A 21,406-nucleotide genomic window follows, 5' to 3' on the forward strand; every position below is an offset into this window, starting at 1 on the left:
GAGGACGCGGAGCATGCGGAGAAAGCAACTCATCTCCTCAACCCGGATTATTCATGAATGCGCGGCCAAAATGCAGTTTTGGACGCGGAAAAACACCGACCGACGCCGACCGTTCGGTCTTGGTCGGCGTGCGCTTCTGCTTCATGAAGAATTCAGGTTAATGGTCCCTCTGCGTGCGCTGCAACGTCTGAGTTGAGATTTTTCCCGGTCAGTCACATGGAATATGAAACATCCTTTCTGGGCTTGCTGGTCACCTTGTTGTTCGTCGGAATAACGGGGATCTATCCCGGCGGGGTGATTGTGCCCAGCTATCTCGCACTTTTTGTACATTCTCCGGGACGCATCGCAGGCACGCTGATGGTGGCACTTCTGACTCTGCTCTGCTTCAAGCTCGCATCGAATTACCTGATCCTGTTCGGAACCAGGAGATTCGTCTTCATGGTACTGACCGCGGGTGCGTGGACGCTTCTGTGGTTGCGGTTTTTCCCCTCGCTCCTTCCCGGCTCCCTCGAGTTCCGGGTGATCGGCTGGGTGGTTCCGGGATTGATTGCCAACAACCTTGAGAAGCAAGGAATCTTGATAACAACAGCATCGCTGGTAACGGTCACGGTTGTGGTTTACTTCCTGGGGCAAATACTGCGCCTGCTTTGGGGGTGATGCGCACCTGAGTGCGCACCGGAACCTCCACATTCAAGAACAGGCATGATGAACCGCACAGTACGCATTGTCATAGCCGGGATTATCAGCATGGCAGCCTTCTGGATTGCGCAGATCCTGCCTTCGGGCGCCGTGCCACGCAATGCCGATGCCGTGGTCGGGGCCGGCCAGATCATGAAGCAGGCGATCCTGGCCGTCAGGGGCGTTCGCGAGCGCAAGGGTGCCGGTTTCGATCTTCACATCGATCCCAATCGAACCGGCCTGATCGGCCCGGAGTATTCGCCGCTGACAACCACGGTCGGAGAACTCGAAGCCAAGAGGACCACCACCAACCCGAACGTGGCCGGCTTTATCGTCTACCTGCTGGAACGGGCCGGCGTCAGACCCGGCGACCGCATAGCCATCGCCAGCTCCGGATCGTTCCCTGCCCTCATGGCAGCGTCGCTGGCGGCCGCGAAAGCAATGGATGTCCATCCTGTCATCATCCTTTCGCTGGGAGCCTCTTCGTATGGAGCCACCGACCCCGAATTCAATCTTCTCGACATCTACGATATCCTGCGGCGCGCAGGCATCTGCAGCGTGCCGCCGTCGGCTGCATCGCTCGGCGGGGAGAAGGACGTCGGGTCCGATCTGGACGCGGATGTCAGGGATCGATTGGTGAAACGGATCCAAGCGGCGGGAGTTCCCCTGCTCGATGAACCGGATCTTGGGAGCAGTGTATCCAGGCGCCTGCGGATCTATCAGAGCGCTGCAGGGGGGAAGATCGCAGCTTTCATCAACAGCGGCGGGGGTTACGCCAACCTTGGGACGAGCCGCCTGGCGCTGGATGTGCGGCCGGGGCTGAACACGAGCCTGTCGCTGCCGCCGGCATCGGAGCGCGGGGTGCTTTTTGAAATGTCGGCGCGCGGGGTGCCGGTGATCCACCTGCTCTTCATAAAAGGCCTGGTAGCGGAAGCCGGGCTTCCGTGGGACCCGATCCCGTTGCCGCAACCGGGCATGATCCATCCTCCCGGCTCCGGCCGTACAGGAAGCTTCTGGCTGGTCGCGGGCGCCTACTTTGCCCTCCTGCTCGTGCTGGCTTTCCATCCAAGGCCTTAGCGCGGATAGTTCAGGAATGTGCGACCAGAATGCAGTTTTGGACGCGGAAAAACGCTGACCGGCGCCGACCGTTCGCTCTGGGTCGGCGTGCAGGGGCTTTTGCCGCGCCGCAGGCGCCAGCGCATCGCGCTGGTCCTGCTTGCCCGGAACGGGCTGTCGAGCGCTCCAGAGTGTTCGTCTGGGACGAGAGATCTCGTGGAATTCGTGGAATCCGGGCAGGCTCCTGCCGCTATAAAACGCTTGATTCAGGCGTCGCAGATCATTACTGTGAAGCCATCATCCAGGTGCTATTGAGCCGGTATCAGGCATTTAGAAACGGACGGAGCATATCCATGAAAACGCATTCCAGGCTGATCGCCACAACCGTCGCTTTATCGCTGCTTCTGCTCGTTGTGTCGCTGGCACCCGGGGTCGCGCAGCAAAAGGCGGCTCCCGGCGCGGCACCCGCGCAGAAGGCGGGCCTTCCCGTGCTGCTTACTTCGTGCGGACAGAGCCCGGGGCCCACCAGATTCGACATATTTCTCAAGAAGCTGAAGATGGACTACGTGTACAAGCTGGACGCGACGGCGGCCGATCTGACCAAGGCCGGGGCCCCTTTCAAGTCTGTGATCATCGTGACGGGCGCAAGCCTGAAAGGCATGGGAGCGGCCGGAGTTTCCATCGACGATGAGATCGCCAGAATCAGGGCATTGATCGCCGCGGCCAAAAAGGCGAACATCAAAGTCATCGGTGCACATATTGAAGGCATGACGCGGCGCGCCCAGGGCGCCGCACCCGGCGACAATTCCGACGAACTCACCATCGACGCGGTCTGCCCGCAATCCTCGCTCCTCATCGTCAAAAAGGAGGGGGATGAGGACGGCCGGTTCACGACGATTTCCAAAGGCAAGAACATCCCCATGATCTCGTACGAAAAGAACATGGACCTGGAAAACGTCCTTAAAGACCTGTTTGGAAAATAGGCGACTGCGATGAACATGTTCTCCTATGCCGAGATAGTTCTCGGCGTCATGGTGGTGGTGTACGTCCTGGCACGGCTGTTTACGCCTTCGACCGAGCTGTCGATGCTCGCGGCTGCGATTGCGGGAGCGCTGGCCGGCGGTTTTGGAATTCCTACGCGGCACATCGCCGAGGGGGCCATCACCTATCTCGATATCAACCTGATCTTCATTACGGCCACGCTCTTCATGAGCATACTCAAGGAGTCCGGAGGTGTCGCCTTCGTGGTACGTGTCATTCTCCGGCGTTTTCACACCAACAGGCCGCTGTTACTCATACTCCTCTCGATCATCCTCCTCGTCCCGGGCGCATTGACGGGCGCCGGCAGTGTGACGGTCTTGATCGTCGGCGGCATGGTCGCGACGGTCTTGCACTATATGGGCGTTCCCAAGATCAGGACCTCGGCGATCATTTTCGTGATCGCGGGCTTGAGTGCGGCGGCTCCCCCCGTGAGCCTGTGGGCGATGCTTGCGGCAGCCGGCACCAATATGCCCTACGTCGGTTTCTTTTGGCCGTTGCTCATTCCTTGCGTGATATGCGCAATTTTGACTGTTTTCATCCTCGGCTGGAAGGGAACCAAAACGGACATCCTCAAGGCCCTCGAAGAGCTGCCTGAACCGCCCGAAAAGATGAATTGGCTGCGGGTGCTGCTGCCGTTCGCGATCTTCCTGGGGCTGATTTTCCTGTATCGCAGCCTGCCGTTCTCGACACCGGTTGTCGGACTCCCCATGATGTTCCTGCTTGCCGCGTCCGCATCGTATCTGCTTTCGCCGATAAGGCTGAATCTGTTCAAAATCTCGCGGCAGACCATCGAACAGCTGCTCCCCTTAATCGCAACCCTTACCTGCGCAGGTATCCTGGTGCAGATCATGACCTTGACAGGCGTGCGCGGGCTGCTGGCGGTGACGGCGGTGACGTTGCCGCTCGCGGTGGTGTTTGGCACGCTGTTCCTTGTGCTCCCGGTCTCGGAATCGGTCCTGATGTACGCGGCAGCGCCCGTTCTCGGGGTGCCGCTGGTACTGCTGTTCAACACTACCGGCTTGAATCCGATCGTAGCTCTGGCCGGAATGAGTATTATCTGGCCGCTCGGCGATGCTCTGCCGCCGACGGCAATCATCGGCCGGTTGACCGTGGAGGTCGTCGGCTACAAGGACTCGTACCCGCGGTTTCTCAGGTATTGCACGGTTCCGGCCGTGATCATCATGATCATGGGGACCCTGATGGTGGTGTACAGCAGCAAGCTGGCCTTTTTGACCGGTCTGTGACGCTCGCACCGCCTTTCTCGGATTGAGGAGACAAAGCAATGTCGGGAGTTCTGACGCATCTCATCACGATCGTTTATTACGCGCTCGTGGCTTATGTGTCCGTCGTACTTCTGTATTGTCTGGTAAAGTCGAAGAGTTGGGAAAAGGAAGTGCTCTACATCGTCGTTCTGATCCCGTTCCTGCTTCGACTTTTCATGCTGAAGTGAGAGCCTTATGAGCTACCTCCGCAAGATTGTGTTTGGCGTCATCGGACTGGTGTTTTTCATGGCATCGGGGATCGACTTTTACCGAAGCCGGCATCTGAAAGAACCGGTCGTGCTCGGCCCGGGCGTGACTAAAGTTATGGCGCTGAGCGACTATTTCGCGGGAGTGCGCGGCACCACGAACGACTGCAATGTTTACTTCCTCGAAGGCAAGGAGCCCGGGGCTACGATCATGGTCCTGGGCGGCACCCATCCGGAGGAACCGGCGGGGAGGCTGGTCGCCTGGATTCTTGCCGAGAACGCGGCAATGGAAAAAGGAAGGCTGATCGTCGTGCTCAGCGCCAATCGCAGTGCCACGACCGTCACCCGTATCAGCGGCGCCTATCCGCCCGATTTTACGATTCCGACCCCATGGGGAGGACAGAAGTTCCGGATGGGCGACCGCTGGTCGAACCCACTGGATCAATGGCCCGATCCCGAGGTCTTTATCCATTATCCGAGCCGGCAGAACCTGGCCTATATGGACATCCGCAACCTCAATCGGACCTGGCCCGGACGGCCTGACGGCACGCTCACTGAAAAAACCTGCTACGCCTTCATGGAGCTGATCCGGAACGAGAAGGTGGATGTCGTAATCGACCTCCACGAGGCGGAACTGCAGTACCCCGTCATAAGCACGATCGTGGCCCACGAAAAAGGGCTGGAGTTGGCGACCATGGCCTCCATGGTGCTCAGCGATGAAGAAGGCTTCAAGATCGGCACCGAATTTTCGCCCAAGAATCTTCACGGACTGTCTCACCGTGAGGTGGGCGATTTCTCCCAGGCGGCTTCACTGCTCGTCGAGGCCCCGGAACCCTTCCTGGATGCCACAAGGGGGAAAACGACTCGTGAACTTTTGCTGACCGGCCAGGACGAATTCATCGTCAAGGCGGGAAAGCATGGCTTGCTTTTCGAGCACATTGATGCCAAGGGTTGGCCGATCGATGTCCGCGTCGGCAGGCACACCTCAACCCTGCTCGGCGTCATGCAAAGCTGGACTGACGCCCACCCGGATCGGCCGTTGGTCTGCCTCAACCTGCCGCGTTACGCCGAGGTCATAGCCAAAGGAACCGGCTTCTACCTGCACGATCCCGCCAAGGCCGACCCCAAACGCATGGCCTTTGAGTAAGATTTAGACCACGAAACGCACGAAGTACGCGCAAGAGTTCTCGCATCACCATTCGCAAGATCCTCCGGAAAGCTCCGTTATCTCAGAACACAGTGACCTGCGGAGACCTTCACTGTGGTAAGGGTAACCCTGCAGAAGATGTCACGTCTCTGTGATGGTGAAGAACATTCTTATTGACAGGATTCTTTACCGGGTGACACCATATGTGCCCTTGGATAATATCAATATAAAAGCCGTATGAGAATTGGTGAATTTATGTGTGCCGCTTTCCGTCTTATATGTTTGGCCAGTTATAGGAGGTATCAATGGCGTATAGTGATTGGTCAAATCGAAAACCGGTTCTCAATTATATTCGTCAATCGATCGCTTCCATAAGTAAGGGGACGATTGAAATATTAGACTTGGGCATGGGAGCAGGTTGCTTTGGAAAGCTTATTAAAGAAAAAATAGATTCACATATAAAGATAACCGGAGTTGAGGTTTGGGAGCGATATCGGAACTCACGTTGGGATTTTTATAACGAGATCACCCTGAAGGATATCCGAGAGTTTATAAAAGAGGAGCAGAGAAAATTCGATATTATTCTTTTCCTGGACGTGCTCGAACATTTTGATAAGTTCCAAGGAAGAGAAATATTGGATTTTGCAATGCGTCAGGCAAAGCAGGCCATTCTTCTCTCAACCCCAATTACTAAGTATCCGCAAGGTGCTTGTGGTGGAAATCCCTTTGAAGAACACCGTAGTACATGGACTGATGATGAGTTATTCGCCGTAGGGTTTAAGGCACTCCGCTATCGATGGGTCCCGACCTTTAAACTTCGACCTTTCTTTGCCTTGTATGGGGTATATGTTTTCGAAAGAATTCCTCAATAAGGGCCGGATATCCTCCGTGACCATGTTTCCCGATTCCTTAACCTGAATTATTCATGACGCAGAACCGCACGCCCGTGAAAGGCAACGAAATTGGACGCGGATAAACGCGGGCGGGAGCTTTTGCCGCGCCGCAGGACGGCTGAAGCTCCCCCACGCCGACCAAGATCGAACGGTCTCCGCGTCGGTCAGTGTTTTTCCGCGTCCAAAAATGCATTTTGGTGGCACATTAAGGAACTCTGGGGCGCATCGTACCAGCGTCCACCACGATGAGCCCGGTCTGTTGGCGACTGCTGGGGACAATACTTTTGGGAATCGGGGAAAATGGATCCACAGCGCAGTTATACTGCCCTTCTCGGGTTGCGTTCGACGGCGCCGCCAGCCTCTATATCATCGATGGCAATCATCGCATCCGCAAGGCCACGCCCGCGGGAGTGATCAGCACCGTGGCGGGAAACGGAACCATGGGCTTCAGCGGCGACGGTGGCCCCGCGACCTCCGCACAACTGTGCCTCCCTCGCGGTGTCGCGCTGGATGCCGCCGGCAATATCTACATAGCCGACACCATAAATGATCGGATCCGCAAAGTCACGCCTGCGGGAGTAATCAGCACTGCAGCGGGTGGCGGAACAGATACGAGCGGCAGCGGCCCCGCCACCTCCGCAATGCTTAGCAGCCCTCATGCTTTGACGCTCGATGCCGCCGGCAATATCTACATAGGTGAGGTCGAAGGTGAGCGCATCCGCAAAGTCACACCTGCCGGAGTGGTCAGCACCATTGCGGGGATCTCGAGATGGGGCTTCAGCGGCGACGGCGGTCCAGCCACCTCCGCACAGTTAAACTACCCTCGGGCGGTTGCGCTGGATGCCTTCGGCAACCTCTATATCTCCGACTCACTGAATGATCGCATCCTCAGAGTTGAGGGCGTGGCCGGCGCCCGGGCTTTTGTCCCGCAGGTCGCTGTCGGGGGCGGATACACAACCGTATTCACGTTCGGCAACACTGGTTCGGCCACGGTGTCGGGCACACTCACGCTTACGGATCAGCAAGGCAATCCGCTCACGGTCAACGGCACGGTAGAAAACCCCGGCACTGCAAGCCGGCACTTGGCAGACTCCGCGTTCCCGATAGCGATACCACCGGGGGGCGTAGGATTCATAACCACAACATCGCTTGGCATCAATGATGCAGTACGCGCAGGATGGGCGCAAATCGACAGCACCGGCGGATCACTCTACAGTGTCGCCACCTTCCAGTATGCTTCCTCGGGAGCGCTGCAAAGCACGGCCGGGGTTCTCCCTTCGCAACCGGCACAATATGCCACAATACCCGTGGCTTACGACGTCAGCCAGGAACAGCGCGTCGGTTACGCAGCTTCAAACACCGGGGATACAACCATCACTATCAAGCTGGCGGCGGTAGATCAGAGCGGGAACGTAATTGACGATAGCACAACCATCACGCTCGCCCCCCGGCAGCAAATTGCGAAGTTTCTGGATCAGGATCTGACTCTATCGCAGTTCAAAGGATCGATAGTGCTGCGCGGCCAGAACGGAGGAACCTTCGCAGCAATAGCCCTTGTGCAAAATTAAAACCGGCTCACGGTAATCCCCGTGAATGCCGCCAAAGCCCCGCAAATTCAGGACTGAAAATCCTGATACAACTCCGGGACCAGGCTGCGAAAGATGACGGGTTGTGGATTGGCATGACAAAAAAGAAGGAGGATTCCCGGTGGGAGCCCTCCCTCTCTTGTCTGATCTGAAGGTTTCTTGCTAGAAAATGAACTTCAGGCTCATTTGCATGGTCCGGCTGCCGCCGCTGAACTGGCTGGCATCCAGGAACTGCAGCGATGACACGTTTGAATAAGTTGAGCTCAAGGCGTTGTCAAGTGACTGCTGGTATGTAGGCAGTCCAAGACTGTGTGAACGGTGGTTGAATGCATTGTAAAACTCGGCTCGGAACTGGAAGTACTTGCTTTCAGTCAGGTTGAAATTCTTGAACGCGGACAGGTTCCAGTTGTTGATACCGAGGGAGCGGATCGTGTTGCGGCCGACCCGGTTGGCGCTATCCGGGGTTCCCGGCATGGCCACGACGAAACGGGCGCTCGGATCTATGGCCACATATCCGACCACGAGTGTTGCGTCATCCGGTTCGGCGGTGGCGACAGACGTCCTCCCCGTGACCGGATCCCGCAGTACAAAATTCACGCCGGAGCCGGTCAGACCGGTTCCGTTCGGGTTTATGAGAGCGCGGTCGCCGGCCGTGTCGAAGTCACCATTGGCATCCTGACCGGAAAGCGCCGTTATGGGCTGGCCTGATTCGGCGATGAAGCTGCCGTTGATCTGCCATCCGTCCAAGATCTTCTTGGCGAAGGCATTGGCGGCACGCGTTTTCGGCAGCTCATAGAGCCAGGAAACAGTGAACTTGTGCGGCATATCAAGTGACGACAGCCCGCGCTCATCCTTCAGGTTATTGGAGTCCATCGGACGGCGAGGGTTGACACGGCTGGTAAAGAGTTCATTCGTGGAGTCGTCGATCGTCCGGCTCCAGGTGTAGTTCGCCAATACCATCAGTCCCTTGGCAAACCGGTGATTGAGTTCGACAGAGCCCGCATGATAGACCGAGTTCCCGATCGGTGGGAATGCGGTGACCAAGCCGCCATCGAACCCTTGGGCCGTGTAACGAAGATCCTCGGCATTATAAAAATCGTTAAGGCTCGTAGCCGTCGGCGACACCGTAACCGGGATGGCTGAATTGGAGAAGTACGTAGGCAACACCAGGTTCGGGTGTTTCTCGAAGACTGAAATGGCATTCAGCCGCACTTGGATAGGCAAGCTCATCGCGCGCGTGCCCATATAACGCGTCTCCAACACCCAGTTCGGAGCAAGCTCGCGCTGGATGCTCAGAGTCCACGTCAACGTCTTCGGCGCCACTTGATCCACAATCAGGGACTGGGTTGCGGAACGGGCGGCTGCCTGCGTCGTCGGCGGAACATTGATCTGAAGCAGCCCGCCTCCTGCCAGGAATCCCCTCCCGGTTGCGCACCACGCAGGAGGATTCGCTGATCCGCAGGTGATATTAGGATTCTGCTCGGTCTGGAGCTGAGGCGGCAGCTGCAGCAGGACCAGATTCTGGAAGTTTACATCGTAAGCCACGCCGAAGCCGCCGCGGATGGAGGACTTCCCGGATTCGCCGAACAATTTTTTCAGGAAACCGCTGCCGAAAGCCGGAGCATAGGCAAATCCGACGCGCGGACTGAGGTTGTTTTTGTCGGTCTTGGGTTTGTTGAATTCGAAAACGCCGGCCAGGGAGGCGCTGGAATTCAGAGTCTGCAGGCTGGCGTCTCTTGGATTGGTCGTGTACTCGTAGCGCACGCCCAGGTTGAGGGTGAGGTTCTTGCTTGCCCTCAGGTCATCCTGTACGAACCAGTAGAACGCCTGCTGATTGCCGGCGAAGAACCCGGAGCCCGCTCCCCGAAGAGCGCCATTCAGGCCGTTCGGCACCAGGTCGTTGATGAACCGATCCAGACTCGAGTAGTCCCACTCGCCACGCGCGCGCGGCAGGAAATCGCCGGGTGAGACCCAGTTTCGATATTCAGCCCCGGCCTTGAGTTGATGGCGACCGACCGTGTAGCTGAAGTTGTTCAAAACCTGATAGGTGTTCTGAACGCCTCCTTGAGGTGAATTCCCTTCGGGGCCGATGTTCAGGCCCAAAGCGTCGATCTCAACGTTCGGGAAGTTGGCGAACTGATCGGGAACCGTCCATTTTTTGACCGAGCGCGAGTAGGACAGGCGGAAGTCATTCACCGCACGGGACGTGATTGCCCAGATGTCGGTGAGGGCCAATTTGCGGTTGTCGCCGACATAGTTGCCCGCGAATTGTGGCATCGGCAGATCGGGATTCAGGTTCGGTGAGCGGTAGCGGTCGTATAAGAACCGCCCGCGGATCTGGTGCTTACCGTAATTGGCGTCCAGGTTGGTCTGGAAATCGTTTTGATTATAAAAATCAGGAGCAAAAAACTGAACGTTCCCGATTCCAATCGTCTGCCCGTTCACGGCGACTGTCTCCGTTTGGCTCGACGCTATCGGGAACTGCTGCAGGATGCTTTTTACCTCCGGGCTCGCCGCCAGCGAGTTTAATGTGTTCATTCCCGCCGCAGTAGGGCTCAGGACCGTCACGCCGGTGGCTGCCTGCCCGCGGGTACTGTATTCATAGGCACCGAAGAAAAAAAGCTTGTCTTTCTGGATCGGGCCGCCAAAAGTCCCGCCCAGGCGGTTGTAGTCGAAGCGCGGCTTTCCAGGAATATCTCCCGATTGAATCGCCGCCTTGGTCAGATTGTCCACCGCGTTCAAATGGCGGTTCTGTCCATAATAAAAAGCGCTGCCGTGGAACTGGTTCGTGCCTGACTTTGAGATGATGTTGAACTGCCCTGCGGTCGAGTGTCCGTATTCCGCGCTGAATTGATTGGTGATGAGATTGAACTCACCAACCGCATCCTGGATCACGGGCTGCAGCGATCCCGTGATCGAGACATCATTGTTGTCCACACCATCAATGGTGAAATTATTGTTGCGGGGGCGATTGCCGCCGATGGCTCCGCCCTCCCCGGCGACTCCTCCGGCCTGCGTCGTAGTGTTAGGCAGGGCCACCGCCAGGTTCAGCGGGCTTCCGCCCAAAACTGAATTGGGCAGATCGATTACGGCTTTCGCCTCGACGGTTGTGCCCACCTGGTAGCTCGTCGTCGATACCATCTCGGCCCCACCGATCACCTCGATGACGGTCGATACTGCGCCAACTTCTAAAGTCGCATTCGATTCGATCACTTGGTTCGCAGATACCGGGATATTTTTGCGGACAAACTTTTTGAATCCCGGATGCTCCACGGTAACCGTGTAACTACCCGCCAGAACATTGGGAAAAGAGTAAAGCCCTGCGCTGCTGCTGGCGGTTTCAAACTTCACGCCCGTAGCTTCGTTCTGCGCGACTACGGTTGCGCCCGGTATTACCCCGCCAGTCGCGTCCTTTACCACCCCCCGCAGCGTACCGCCCACGGTCTGGGCGTAAGCCGCCGCACTGATCCCGCCAACGACCAGTGCCAAAGCGAAAAGGCAAAAAAGAATTCTCAATTGGGTGCTTTGTTGCATATGCCTCCTAGTTAGCACAATACCTCTATTCACAGCTTATGGATTTTCAACGATTGAAAAGCAAAATTTGTTCCAACAAAATCGTTTGCAGGGTCTCATTTTCTGCTTCCTCTCACATAGCTTAAGTTGGCTATATTCAATGATTGTACGCACGCCACCCGAAGCTGGCAGGTCGCGGTGAACCAAAGAATTGGATGGGCTTCAGATTATTGAATTGTTATTAAAGTCATTCAATCAGATGATTGAATCAGCTTTGAGAAAGAGCGTGACTGTAGGCCATCGGCTGTGACGGCGCCATCCTTGTGATGTGGACGTCGTTGTCTGCCGCCGGCGCGCAGGCAAGCCTGTACACCCCAGGGGAGCAAGAGGCGTGATTTTAGAAAGCAAACGGATCCTATCTCTCTTTGACCGGAATCAGCAGCGGCCTCCGGTATTGTGGCGCCCAGGATGCCGCTGGCCGAAAGCATGCTCTCCGTCCCGGGGGAAATGGGGAACGGGGGAAATGGGGAACGAAGGCTTTGAAGGCCACAGCGTGCTAGTCGGGCTTGTGGAGAAAGGACTACAGTAGGTAGCAGCCGGGGATCACTCCCAGTATGCCGCGACTGTGCCGCTCTCAATCAGGTTAGCATGCCGCAGATATTCGGGAATTTCGTCCAGGACGTGGAGCAACGCGGCTGACGAGAACCCATCGCTTGACGCCCAGAAGACGATTCCGGCCCGGCAATTCGTTTTCCGCTCCGTGTTTTCCTCGCGCCAGTCATAGACAGCGGGCTGCATCATGGTCGGCACCCACAGGTCTGGCGTTACCCCGATCACAGTCCCCGCGAACTCCTTCGCGGCAATCCCGACGATGGTAAAGTGGCGATTGTTGATAATAATGTCGGAGCCCACAACATGCTGATCTGACCCAAACCTGCGTGTCCACAACCTGTAGCTGATCACCACTACCGGTCGCGATTCCGGCACGCGATCCTCTTCGGGTAGAAACATCCGCCCCTGAACAGCGCGGACGCCCAGCAGGTCGAAATAGTTTCCCGATACGATCGCCCCCTGGTAGCGGCCGGATTCTAGATCCCTGTGCTGGGACAGTTCCTCGATGATTTCCGCCTCTCGCGCCGGCTCGATTCTCAAAACCGCCAGCCTGTCCGCAATCTCCTTCTTCCAATCAGGCAGGTTCGATCCCCGTGATGCGGTTGATCGCCTCCACGAATGTCCTCCAGCCGCGCCTCTGCGCCACCAGAACCATTCGTCCCTGCGCAGTCAATCGGTAGTAGCGGCGCCGCCGCTGGCCTGCCTTTTCTACCCATCGTCCTTTGAGCCAGCCCCGCTTTTCCAACCGGTAGAGTAACGGATAAAGAGAGGCCACACGGAAACGAACGGCGCCTTCGGAACGCTGCTCGATGAGCTTACTGATCTCATAGCCGTGCCGGGGCCTGCCCTCGAGGAGCGAGAGAATCATCAGCTCCGCGCTCCCCTTTTTGAGTTCTCGGTCGAAAATTCGTGAGTCCATAGATTTCATAGCAACATATTATTCAGAAGCATATTGCAAGTCAAAAGAAATTCGACGGGAAGCGCAAACCCTGGCGCTGCCGCGTAGAAGCATCCCCTAATCTCGCCGATATGAATGTACGGGAACACGGCAGACTGGAAGCCACGTTGCGAGTCCACGCGTTTCGTCTTCGTTCCGACCTGTTCAGCCCGAACGACCCGCAGATCCGAGTCGAGTGTCTCCGCCAAACCTGGCTCAAATCCCGTCGTGGCAGTTAGATCTATGGCGGCCCCTGAGGCCGCGGGGAGGTCTGCTGCCCGCCATGACCTTCGGCCTCCAGCCGATCATCACCTGGCCCTGTGCGGCCAAGTACTGCTTCATTCCGGCCGAGGATCCCGGCGGCTGGATCCTTGCCGAAGCGCCGGCTGCCTACAAGCCAAGGCGTCCTGAACGCACCGTGTGAAGGAGTTTTCGTACTAGACTTCGGCGGTCAGCTGCGCGGCTGTATCCCATGAGGCGCGGACGACGGTTCCTTTTCCCACCACCGACTCGATCGAAAAGCACCCTCCGGAGAGCTCCGTTCGTTCCCGCATGCTGGCGAGGCCCAGCCCTCTGCGGGGCTTTCGCCAGGCAAGCACGCTGTCAAGGTCGAACCCCTGGCCATTATCGCGGATGCTCAACTCGAGGCGGTTGCCGTTCTTCTTGAGAGTCAGTGAGACCAGATCCCCCTTGCTGTGCTTGGCGGCGTTATTCGTGGCTTCCTGCAGGATCCGATAAAGGGTAATCTTCAGCGGATCCGGCACTTCTTCTTCCGCCACCTCGATCACTTTTTCAATTCGGATTCCGAGAAAGATGTTCTGGAATTCCCTGCAATAGGAGCCGATGGTGGCCAGAACCCCGAACTCGTTCATCATGGCCGGCCACAGGTCCCGGGAGATGCGTCGGATTTCGTCGATACCGTTTTGGATCATGGAGATGACGGAAGTGAGGGACTGCTGACACGGCATGGTCTTGCAGCCGGCCAACTGCAGGCTGTTCTCCACCCCGAACTTGATTGCGGTCAGGATCTGGCCGATGCCATCGTGCAGTTCCTTGGCGATAAACCTTCTTTCGTCCTCCTGAGCATTGAGAAGTTTGGAGGAGAGAGCCCTGAGCTGCTGGTGTGACTGGCGCAATTCCTCTTCTGTCCGTTTGCGTTCAATGGCATAGCGGATGGAACGGTCCAAAAGAGGCGCGTTGATCTGACTCTTGACCAGATAGTCCGCCGCTCCGCTCCTCATCGCTTCAAGATCCAGTTCATAGGCACCCTGGCCGGTCAGCAATATGATAGGGGCTTTGCAGCCTTTTTGGACCGCCTCGTGCAAAAGGTCGAGACCTGTGCGCGCGCCAAGGCAGTAGTCGAGAAGGCAGACATCGTGGGCGCCGTTGGCAAGCATCTTCAGCGCGGCATCGTAGGACTGTTCCCATGCCAGCACATATCTGGAGGGAGCAATTTCGGCAAGCAGGTTCTGCACGAGGACGTAATCATCCCGATCATCTTCGACCAGAAGCACCCTGACCTGGAGATCGTCCATATTCAGTTTCCCTTTCGACCATCCGGCAGCGCGACGATCTCAAACCAATACTTGCCGAGTGACTTGACAAGCCCGGCCAGTGCCTCGAAGGTCACCGGTTTGGTGATGAACGAGTTGGCTCCAGTGTCGTAACTGCGCAGGATATCCTCTTCCTCTTTGGAGGTGGTCAGCACCACCACCGGGATGGATCGGAGGCGCGGGTCCGATTTGATTTCCCGCAACGCCTCCCGGCCGTCTTTCCTGGGCATGTTCAAATCCAGAAGAATCAATCCCGGGCGGGGATAGCGGCCGGGATCGGCGTATTCGCCTCGTTGGTAGAGGTAGTCCATGAGGTCTTCGCCGTCATCCACAAAGTGCAGATGATTGGCCAGCCGGCTTTGCGCAAATGCATCCCGGACCAGCAGGCAGTCGTCTTGATCATCGTCCGCCATGAGGATTGTGATCGCCTTCCCATGTTTCTTCATGAAGCATTATCTCCCTTGGGTTGCCTCCTGGGCAACGTGATGATGAAAGTGGAGCCTTTGCCTGGAGCACTTCTGGCCGTGATGCTGCCTCCGTGGCGCTCGACGATCTTGCGGCAGATGGCAAGCCCCATGCCGGTCCCTTCGTACTCGCCCCGACCATGGAGCCGCTGAAACGGAACGAATATGCGGGTCAGGTATTTCTCGTCGAATCCGATGCCGTTGTCCTCCACTATGATCTGATGCCGTGAATCGACCTGGGATCGTCCCACCGGGGCGGTGCTCAGGGGACGCTCGCAGATCCGGATGCGGGGTTTTTCGTTGCCATGAAACTTCAGCGCATTGCTGATCAGGTTCTGGAAAAGCTGGCGCATCTGGTTTGGATCGGCTTCGATCGTGGGCAGGCATTCGGCTTCCACACGACCACCGTTTTGTTCAATGCTTACCTCCAGGTCGGCCAGGACCTCGTTAACCAGGATTGACAGGTCTACCGGGACGAAAGGCTCCGCGTTAGTGGTTATCCGGGAGTAGCCGAGCAGGTCCCGGATCAGGCTTCCCATCCGGTGGGCAGCCTTCTGCATTCTCTCCAGGTAATCGCGTCCCTCGTGCCCGAGTTGCGCCTCATACTTGATTTTCAGCCGTTCACCGAAGGACTGGATCTTGCGCAGGGGCTCCTGCAGGTCATGGGAGGCCACGAAGGCGAAATCCTGCAGCTCGCGGTTGCTCCACTCGAGCTTTTCCGTATAGACCTTGAGCTTCTCTTCCGCCCGCCTGAGAGCCGTGACATCGCGGGCGGCGGCGAATACTCCCTGCACCTCGCCGGACTCGTTCCGATAGAGAGTCGCGTTGTAAAGCACTTCCGTCACTTGTCCGTTCGCATGGCAAATGGCGAGCGGATAATCCCTGACATACCCGTCCTGATACACCTGTTGGTACCCGGCGCGCGCCTTTTCAGGTTCGGTGAAGTATTCCGAGAAGTCGCTTCCGATCATGTGATCACGGGCGACCCCGGTAGCCATCTCCGTCGCCCTGTTGACATCCATGATCTTCCCGTCGGCGCTGATGGTGACCAGCGGATCGAGGCTCGCTTCGATCAGGCTGCGTGCATATAGCGATGCAGCCTGCAGCGCCTTCTGGCCGGCCTTGCGCCGGGTGATGTCGTTGTTGATCTCGAGGATGGCGGAGGGCCTGCCCGCAGCATCTCGTTGCAGGGTCCATCTGCTTTCGACGCTGATGCGATGGCCGTCGCGCCTGAGGTGCTCCAGTTCGCCCTCCCAGCGCCCGGCTCGAATAATCTCGCTTTCGATTTCCGCGACCGGCTTTGGGAACCGGGTTGCGAGGAGATCGTGAGTCGCCTTGCCGAGTGCCTGTTCCCTCGACCAGCCGTAGATCTCCTCGGCACCGTGATTCCAGAAGACGACTCTGCTGTCCAGGTCGCGCACCAGGATAGCGTCGTGCGCCAGTTCGAGCAAGGCTGCTTGCTCCCGGATCTTCTCCTCCGCACGATCGATCTTTTCGATTTCCTCCCGCAATCTTGCATTGGCACTGGCGAGCTCAACTGTGCGTTCCCGGACCCTATTCTCGAGCTGTTCATGTGACTGCAGCAACTCCGTTTGGGCAGCCCTGAGGCGTTCAAATTGATTCACGCGCTCCATGGCGATGGCTACTTGATCGGCGACAGTCTTCATCAGCGCCAGTTCGTCATCCTCAAAGCGAGTGCGGGTCCGAGTGCCGAATGAGAGCGTTCCTATTACGTGTCCCCCGGAAAACAGCGGATGGCAGGCGTAGGCTTTGATGCCAAGGGAGCGCACCAGGTCGGTGCGCGGGTCCGGAGTTTCAGGGATGTTCTCGGCCACGATGCGGCAGGCGTCGCGCGCGGCGCAGCCGCACACCGCGACACCCAGGTCCAGCCACTCGATGATGCGGGCCGTCTCATCCGGAATGCCTGCCCAGGCGTTCAGATGCAGGCGTTGCTCATGCTCGTCGAAGAGATAGTTGAAGAAAGCATGACAATCCAGATAGGGCAGCATCTCTTGGCACAGTGAGTTGACGATTTGCTGGGGAACCTCAGTCATGAGCAGCCCGCTCGCGGTGTTCGACAGCAGTTCGAGGCGCTGATTGCTCTTGCGCAGCTCCTCTTCGATCCGGCGGCGCTCGGTTTCCATGCGCTTCCGTTCGGCGCTTTCGATCAGCTCCCATCGCTGGGCCCGCTTGATCAGTGCGAATCTGTGGTTGCTGATGACATCCACGACTTCGCTGGCACCGCAACGGTCCAGCGAGTATGTGCAAAGAGCGATCATCGCGTACCGCCCGATGACGCTGTCCACCGTCTCCTCGTAGTCTGTAAACTTTTTCCAGTCGTCTTTCTCGAGCCAGAAGGTATTGCCCGTCAGCCGCAGGCCCTGATAACCCCGTGCGAGCGCCGAATCGTGCCTTTTCACCCAGCCGTTGAGCACGCGCCGGGAGCTGAACCTGTTATCCTTCAGGTACCATCCGGTATGAGGAATGATCTCCATCTGCCCGCCGTCCAGATAGCGATCAAATCGTGGCACGGCCTTCTTCATAGCCCGCAGGGCCTCGTCCTCCGTGAGGGGCTCGGAGGTCACCCACATGCAGAACTCGTGATTCTCGAGACCGGCCTTGAAATACGGGATCAGGATGTCGAGGAGGTCCTTTTTGGTCTTGTAAAACTGGCAGAAGTGGGTGCCCCAGGGGACTTCGCCGATCAATTGGATCCCCGATTTTCGCAGGCGTTCATTCATAGTAGCAGACTCCACCAGGTTGGCTTCAAGAGCAGTCAAATCCACTATAACGCCTTGAAAATCTAGATCAATTAAGAAATTAGGGGCGGCCGGCAACGGCAAAACATATCATAGCACGAAGGCGCCAGGATTCCATGACGCCCAACATACCAAGGTTTCCTGGCGTCGTGGCGGTGATCAAACCACAATGCGGGGAAGCTGAGGGTTGATCCTGGAGACTACCTCGTAATTGATGCTGCCGATCTTGCCGGCGAGGGTTTCGGCAGAGACCGAATCCCCTTGCTGCCTGCCCAGAAGCACTGCCTCGTCCTCGAGCGCAGTCCCCGGGATGTTGGTGACGTCCACCATGATCATGTTCATGCATACACGGCCGCGTACCGGGGCGCGATGGCCGCGAATGAGAACATAGCCGATGCTGGAAAGCCTGCGGTCGTATCCCTCGTAGTAGCCCACGGGAAGCACCGCAATTCGGGTGTCCTGGGTTGCCAGATCAGTGCAGCCGTATCCGATGGTGGCTCCCGACGGAACCATCTTGATCTGGGCGATGCGCGTTTTCCAGGTCAGAGCCGGCTCCAGTTCGTTCAGCGCGATCCCGGCCTGCAGCGCGCTGATCTTGGTCTCCTTCGAAGGCCACAGGCCATAGAGACCGATGCCCACCCGTGCCAGGTTGAAAAGAGTATTGGGGAACAGGATTGCAGCGGCAGTGCAGGCCGTGTGCTTGACGGGAACAGAAATGCCATTGTGCGCGAGCAGGCTGCAGGCTTCGCGAAAGTTGCTCAATTGATGTTCCGCAAAACGGTGTTCCGTCACATCCTCAATGTTGGCGTAATGTGTGGAGAGGCCCTCCAGAGTGAGGTTCGGGTGTCTGTGAACAGCCTGCGCCAGTCGCAGCAGGTCCTCGCCGCACACCCCCTGTCGATTGGTCCCGGTTTCGACCTTGAGGTGCAACCGTGCCGTTCGTCTCAGCCGCTCGGTGATGACACCCAGCCGGTCAACGGTCACCCGGTTGAAGACCGTCAGACGCACATCGAGTGCTACCGCATCTTCCAGCGATGACAGAGGAACGTAGGCCAGGCAGATCATCGGCGCTTGAAGCCCGGCGCCCCTCAGGAGCGCGGCCTCATCCACTGAATTGACGGCGAGCCAATCGGCTCCGGCTTCCAGAACAGCACGCGAAGCCTCCAGCAGTCCGTGGCCGTAAGCGTTGGCTTTGACCACGGCGGCCAATTTGACCTCGCGGCCGACATGTGCCTTGAATCGCCTGACATTGTTGGTCACCGCCTCCCGGCTTACCTCAACCCAGCTCAGAAAACGATCGCAATTCATGGCGATAAATATAGAGTATGCGGCGCCACATATCCATCGGAAGAAGTCAGGCTAAGGTTGGAAGTCCTTCCTGATGCCATTGCGGCAGGCGGCTCTTCCTTCGGCGCGCGTGCGCTCCAGGATGCCGAGATTCTGCTGATTTCCCGCGCGCAAGGGGTGGTGCAGATGGTATTGGATGGCCAGATGTCTTACCCAGCGGAAGCGGGCACCGGCCAGGCGCAGTCGGTATTCAAGTTCCGTGTCTTCTCCGCCGTAGCCGACAAAGTCCTCGTTGAAACCGTTGATTTCCTCGAGCAGAGACCTCTCCAAAGAGAAATTGCAGCCCAGAAGGGTGGGTTCTTTATAGTTGATCAGACGGTGCAATGCTCGGTTTTTAAGCAGCATCCCCTCATCCCAGTGGCCGCCGCGGCCGAGCAACACATCGAAGACTCTGGCCGGGCTGAAGTGCTCGAGCCTGCCCGCAAGAATGTCCCCAGGCGTCAACCGCCGCGAGATCCCCTCACTCAGATTAACCCGCCGGCCGCAGAGCACAGTGCGCAGACCTCGGCGGCGGCAGTGGGCTTCCACGAAATGCGCATGGGGAACGCAGTCGGCATCCGCAAAAATCAAGTACTTTGCAGCAGACTCACGCACTGCTTGGTTCAGAATCCTGCTTCTGCGAAATCCTTCATCCGGCTGGGACACGTACCTGATCGTAAAGGAGGCGTTCCGGGCAAAGGCCTCGACGAGAGTTCGGACCTCCGGCCCCGAACCATCATCAGCAATGAACACCTCATAGCCGCCCGAGGATTGCCGGCAATAGCCCGTCAGCACGAGTTCCAGCGCGCGCACTGCGTTGTAGACAGGAATGATTACCGCGATTCCCGAATTCATGTCACTGCCAGTGGCGCCGGCAGGGATGGCAGCTGAAAAGGACAACGAAGCATGCTCCTCCTGCAGGAAGGTAAAATCGTCAGAAGCACGTGTGCATTGTACACGCTGCCCGGGAAGGCAAGGATCAAAAACGCAGCAGGAAAACGAGACGGCGGAGAAGCCCGGCGTGGCCTTTCGACCCGGATCGAATGGGATCACGAAATCCACGAAACCGGTTTCGTGGGCTTCCTGGTTTCTGCCGCTCGCAGCTGATTTCCCCTCACGCGCCACTGTGCTATGATCACTCACTCCGGGCCCACTCATGAGAGTCCAGGGGCTGTTCAGGCAATCATCAGACTGTTTTTCGGTGCGTTTGATCCATGGAGATCCATCCTCCATCCTCTTTGTCATCAGATGATGCCGCCATCCCGGCGGCATCCCCGGCTTCGGATTCCTCCCTGCTGCAGACGCGGAATCGACGCGGGTTTCCTGCCTGGATGCAGCGGCTCGGCCCGTTCCTGCGCAGGAATGAAATCCTTTTGTGGTGGCTTCACAGCGCCTGGGCGTTGCTGTTCGGGATCGGGGTCATGTGGCTGGGGTCCAGGAATTTTGCCTACCTCCGGCTCATCGTCTTTCACATCACTTTCATCTGGCTGACCAGCCTGTTCCTGCCGGTGCTGTTGAATCGATCGTGGCTTTCCGCCAAATGGCGGGAGCGGGTGCGACTGGCGATCAACTATTTCACGAAGAATTTCTATCAGCAGCTGCTTTTCTTCCTCCTGCCCATCTACTATGCCAGCACGACCTTTGGATCGCAGAACATGCTGTTCCTCGGGCTGTTGGCGCTTTCGGCTCTGCTCTCGACCATGGACGTCGTATACGACCGGTATCTTTCGGTTCGATGGCAACTGACGGCGCTCTTTTTCATGTTCAATCTATTCGCCTCGATCAATGTCATGCTCCCCGTCCTGTGGTCGATCAGCAATCACTGGGCTCTCTGGTTCAGCGGAGTTGTGGCGGTGGGCGGCTTTGCCAGCATGCTTCATCGATTGTCGGGGCTGCGCGGACGACCGGCCAAATTGCTACTGGGCGCAGCGGCGCTCGCGATGCTGGCGATCATCCTGGTCTTTCCACCCCTCATCCCGCCTGCCCCGCTGACCCTCGCGAACGCCCAATTCGGGAGGTCGATCCGGTCGCGCCAGATCTCCGCTCCACTTGACACAATCCCTTCCAGCCCGGGCAAGATCGTGGCGCTGACGGCAATCAAGGCTCCCATGGGGCTGGAGGAGAGAGTCCGGCACCGCTGGTATCTCGATGGGAAGGTCATTTTTGCTTCCAATTACTACCCAGTCACGGGTGGACGGAAAGAAGGCTATCGTATCTACACCCAAATCACCTGGCAGGAAGGTTTCGAGGGACGAGTCTTAATGGTGGATGTCGAAACCCAGGGAGGCCAGTTGATCGGCCGCGCCCGGCTTAGAAAATGAAACAGCCTGGAGTGCGGAATACGACACCGCCCTTTGCTGCTCAATCGAAGCG

General features: G+C 57.6%; 18 protein-coding genes. 10 read left to right on the forward strand and 8 right to left on the reverse strand.

The window, feature by feature from the left end:
• Nucleotides 1–216 precede the first annotated feature (216 nt).
• The 8 genes from pgsC (at nt 217) to LAP85_16350 (ending at nt 7,851) form a co-directional block, all read left to right on the forward strand.
• Nucleotides 217–657 (forward strand): poly-gamma-glutamate biosynthesis protein PgsC, encoded by a 441-nt coding sequence (gene pgsC / locus LAP85_16315; protein ID MBZ5497967.1) that lies wholly within the window; start codon nt 217–219, stop codon nt 655–657.
• Nucleotides 658–702: 45 nt separating this feature from the next.
• Nucleotides 703–1,755 carry a poly-gamma-glutamate system protein gene (gene pgsW, locus LAP85_16320; protein MBZ5497968.1) on the forward strand — a complete coding sequence of 351 codons (1,053 nt, stop codon included), beginning with the start codon at nt 703–705 and terminating at the stop codon, nt 1,753–1,755.
• Nucleotides 1,756–2,087: 332 nt separating this feature from the next.
• Complete coding sequence (locus tag LAP85_16325) at nt 2,088–2,717, forward strand: DUF6305 family protein (GenBank protein ID MBZ5497969.1); 630 nt, start codon at nt 2,088–2,090, stop codon at nt 2,715–2,717.
• Between the two features lie 15 nt (nt 2,718–2,732).
• Complete coding sequence (locus LAP85_16330) at nt 2,733–4,019, forward strand: C4-dicarboxylate ABC transporter (protein ID MBZ5497970.1); 1,287 nt, start codon at nt 2,733–2,735, stop codon at nt 4,017–4,019.
• Between the two features lie 38 nt (nt 4,020–4,057).
• Nucleotides 4,058–4,225 carry a hypothetical protein gene (locus tag LAP85_16335; protein MBZ5497971.1) on the forward strand — a complete coding sequence of 56 codons (168 nt, stop codon included), beginning with the start codon at nt 4,058–4,060 and terminating at the stop codon, nt 4,223–4,225.
• Nucleotides 4,226–4,232: 7 nt separating this feature from the next.
• Complete coding sequence (locus tag LAP85_16340) at nt 4,233–5,390, forward strand: succinylglutamate desuccinylase/aspartoacylase family protein (protein ID MBZ5497972.1); 1,158 nt, start codon at nt 4,233–4,235, stop codon at nt 5,388–5,390.
• A gap of 305 nt (nt 5,391–5,695) precedes the next feature.
• Complete coding sequence (locus LAP85_16345; protein MBZ5497973.1) at nt 5,696–6,262, forward strand: class I SAM-dependent methyltransferase; 567 nt, start codon at nt 5,696–5,698, stop codon at nt 6,260–6,262.
• A 305-nt stretch (nt 6,263–6,567) separates the two neighbouring features.
• Nucleotides 6,568–7,851, forward strand: coding sequence for a hypothetical protein (locus LAP85_16350; protein ID MBZ5497974.1), 1,284 nt, complete (start codon nt 6,568–6,570; stop codon nt 7,849–7,851).
• 180 nt (nt 7,852–8,031) lie between these two features.
• Here the strand turns inward: LAP85_16350 and LAP85_16355 are convergent, their stop codons facing one another.
• From LAP85_16355 to LAP85_16365, 3 genes are all read right to left on the reverse strand, one after another.
• Nucleotides 8,032–11,403, reverse strand: coding sequence for a carboxypeptidase regulatory-like domain-containing protein (locus LAP85_16355; GenBank protein MBZ5497975.1), 3,372 nt, complete (start codon nt 11,401–11,403; stop codon nt 8,032–8,034).
• Between the two features lie 582 nt (nt 11,404–11,985).
• Nucleotides 11,986–12,534, reverse strand: coding sequence for an ABC transporter permease (locus LAP85_16360; GenBank protein ID MBZ5497976.1), 549 nt, complete (start codon nt 12,532–12,534; stop codon nt 11,986–11,988).
• 34 nt (nt 12,535–12,568) lie between these two features.
• The gene (locus LAP85_16365; GenBank protein ID MBZ5497977.1) at nt 12,569–12,913 is read right to left on the reverse strand and encodes a PadR family transcriptional regulator; all 345 of its coding nucleotides are present in this window, start codon (nt 12,911–12,913) and stop codon (nt 12,569–12,571) included.
• Between the two features lie 301 nt (nt 12,914–13,214).
• On the opposite strand from LAP85_16365, the gene LAP85_16370 reads away from it, so the two are divergent.
• On the forward strand, nt 13,215–13,355 hold the full coding sequence (locus LAP85_16370) for a hypothetical protein (protein ID MBZ5497978.1): 141 nt from the start codon (nt 13,215–13,217) through the stop codon (nt 13,353–13,355).
• Between the two features lie 13 nt (nt 13,356–13,368).
• Here the strand turns inward: LAP85_16370 and LAP85_16375 are convergent, their stop codons facing one another.
• The 5 genes from LAP85_16375 to LAP85_16395 all read right to left on the reverse strand — a co-directional run bounded on the left by LAP85_16375 (nt 13,369) and on the right by LAP85_16395 (nt 20,176).
• On the reverse strand, nt 13,369–14,466 hold the full coding sequence (locus LAP85_16375) for a response regulator (GenBank protein MBZ5497979.1): 1,098 nt from the start codon (nt 14,464–14,466) through the stop codon (nt 13,369–13,371).
• Between the two features lie 2 nt (nt 14,467–14,468).
• Complete coding sequence (locus LAP85_16380; protein MBZ5497980.1) at nt 14,469–14,897, reverse strand: response regulator; 429 nt, start codon at nt 14,895–14,897, stop codon at nt 14,469–14,471.
• 29 nt (nt 14,898–14,926) lie between these two features.
• The gene (locus tag LAP85_16385; protein ID MBZ5497981.1) at nt 14,927–17,689 is read right to left on the reverse strand and encodes an MEDS domain-containing protein; all 2,763 of its coding nucleotides are present in this window, start codon (nt 17,687–17,689) and stop codon (nt 14,927–14,929) included.
• A gap of 177 nt (nt 17,690–17,866) precedes the next feature.
• Nucleotides 17,867–19,015, reverse strand: coding sequence for an alanine racemase (gene alr, locus LAP85_16390; protein MBZ5497982.1), 1,149 nt, complete (start codon nt 19,013–19,015; stop codon nt 17,867–17,869).
• Between the two features lie 51 nt (nt 19,016–19,066).
• Nucleotides 19,067–20,176 carry a glycosyltransferase gene (locus LAP85_16395; protein MBZ5497983.1) on the reverse strand — a complete coding sequence of 370 codons (1,110 nt, stop codon included), beginning with the start codon at nt 20,174–20,176 and terminating at the stop codon, nt 19,067–19,069.
• 71 nt (nt 20,177–20,247) lie between these two features.
• Between LAP85_16395 and LAP85_16400 the strand changes: the two genes are divergently transcribed.
• Nucleotides 20,248–21,354: a DUF2914 domain-containing protein gene (locus LAP85_16400; GenBank protein ID MBZ5497984.1), complete on the forward strand. Its 1,107-nt coding sequence runs from the start codon at nt 20,248–20,250 to the stop codon at nt 21,352–21,354.
• The last annotated feature ends 52 nt before the right edge of the window (nt 21,355–21,406 follow it).

The organism is Terriglobia bacterium (assembly GCA_020072565.1).
Lineage (GTDB): Bacteria > Acidobacteriota > UBA6911 > UBA6911 > UBA6911 > JAFNAG01.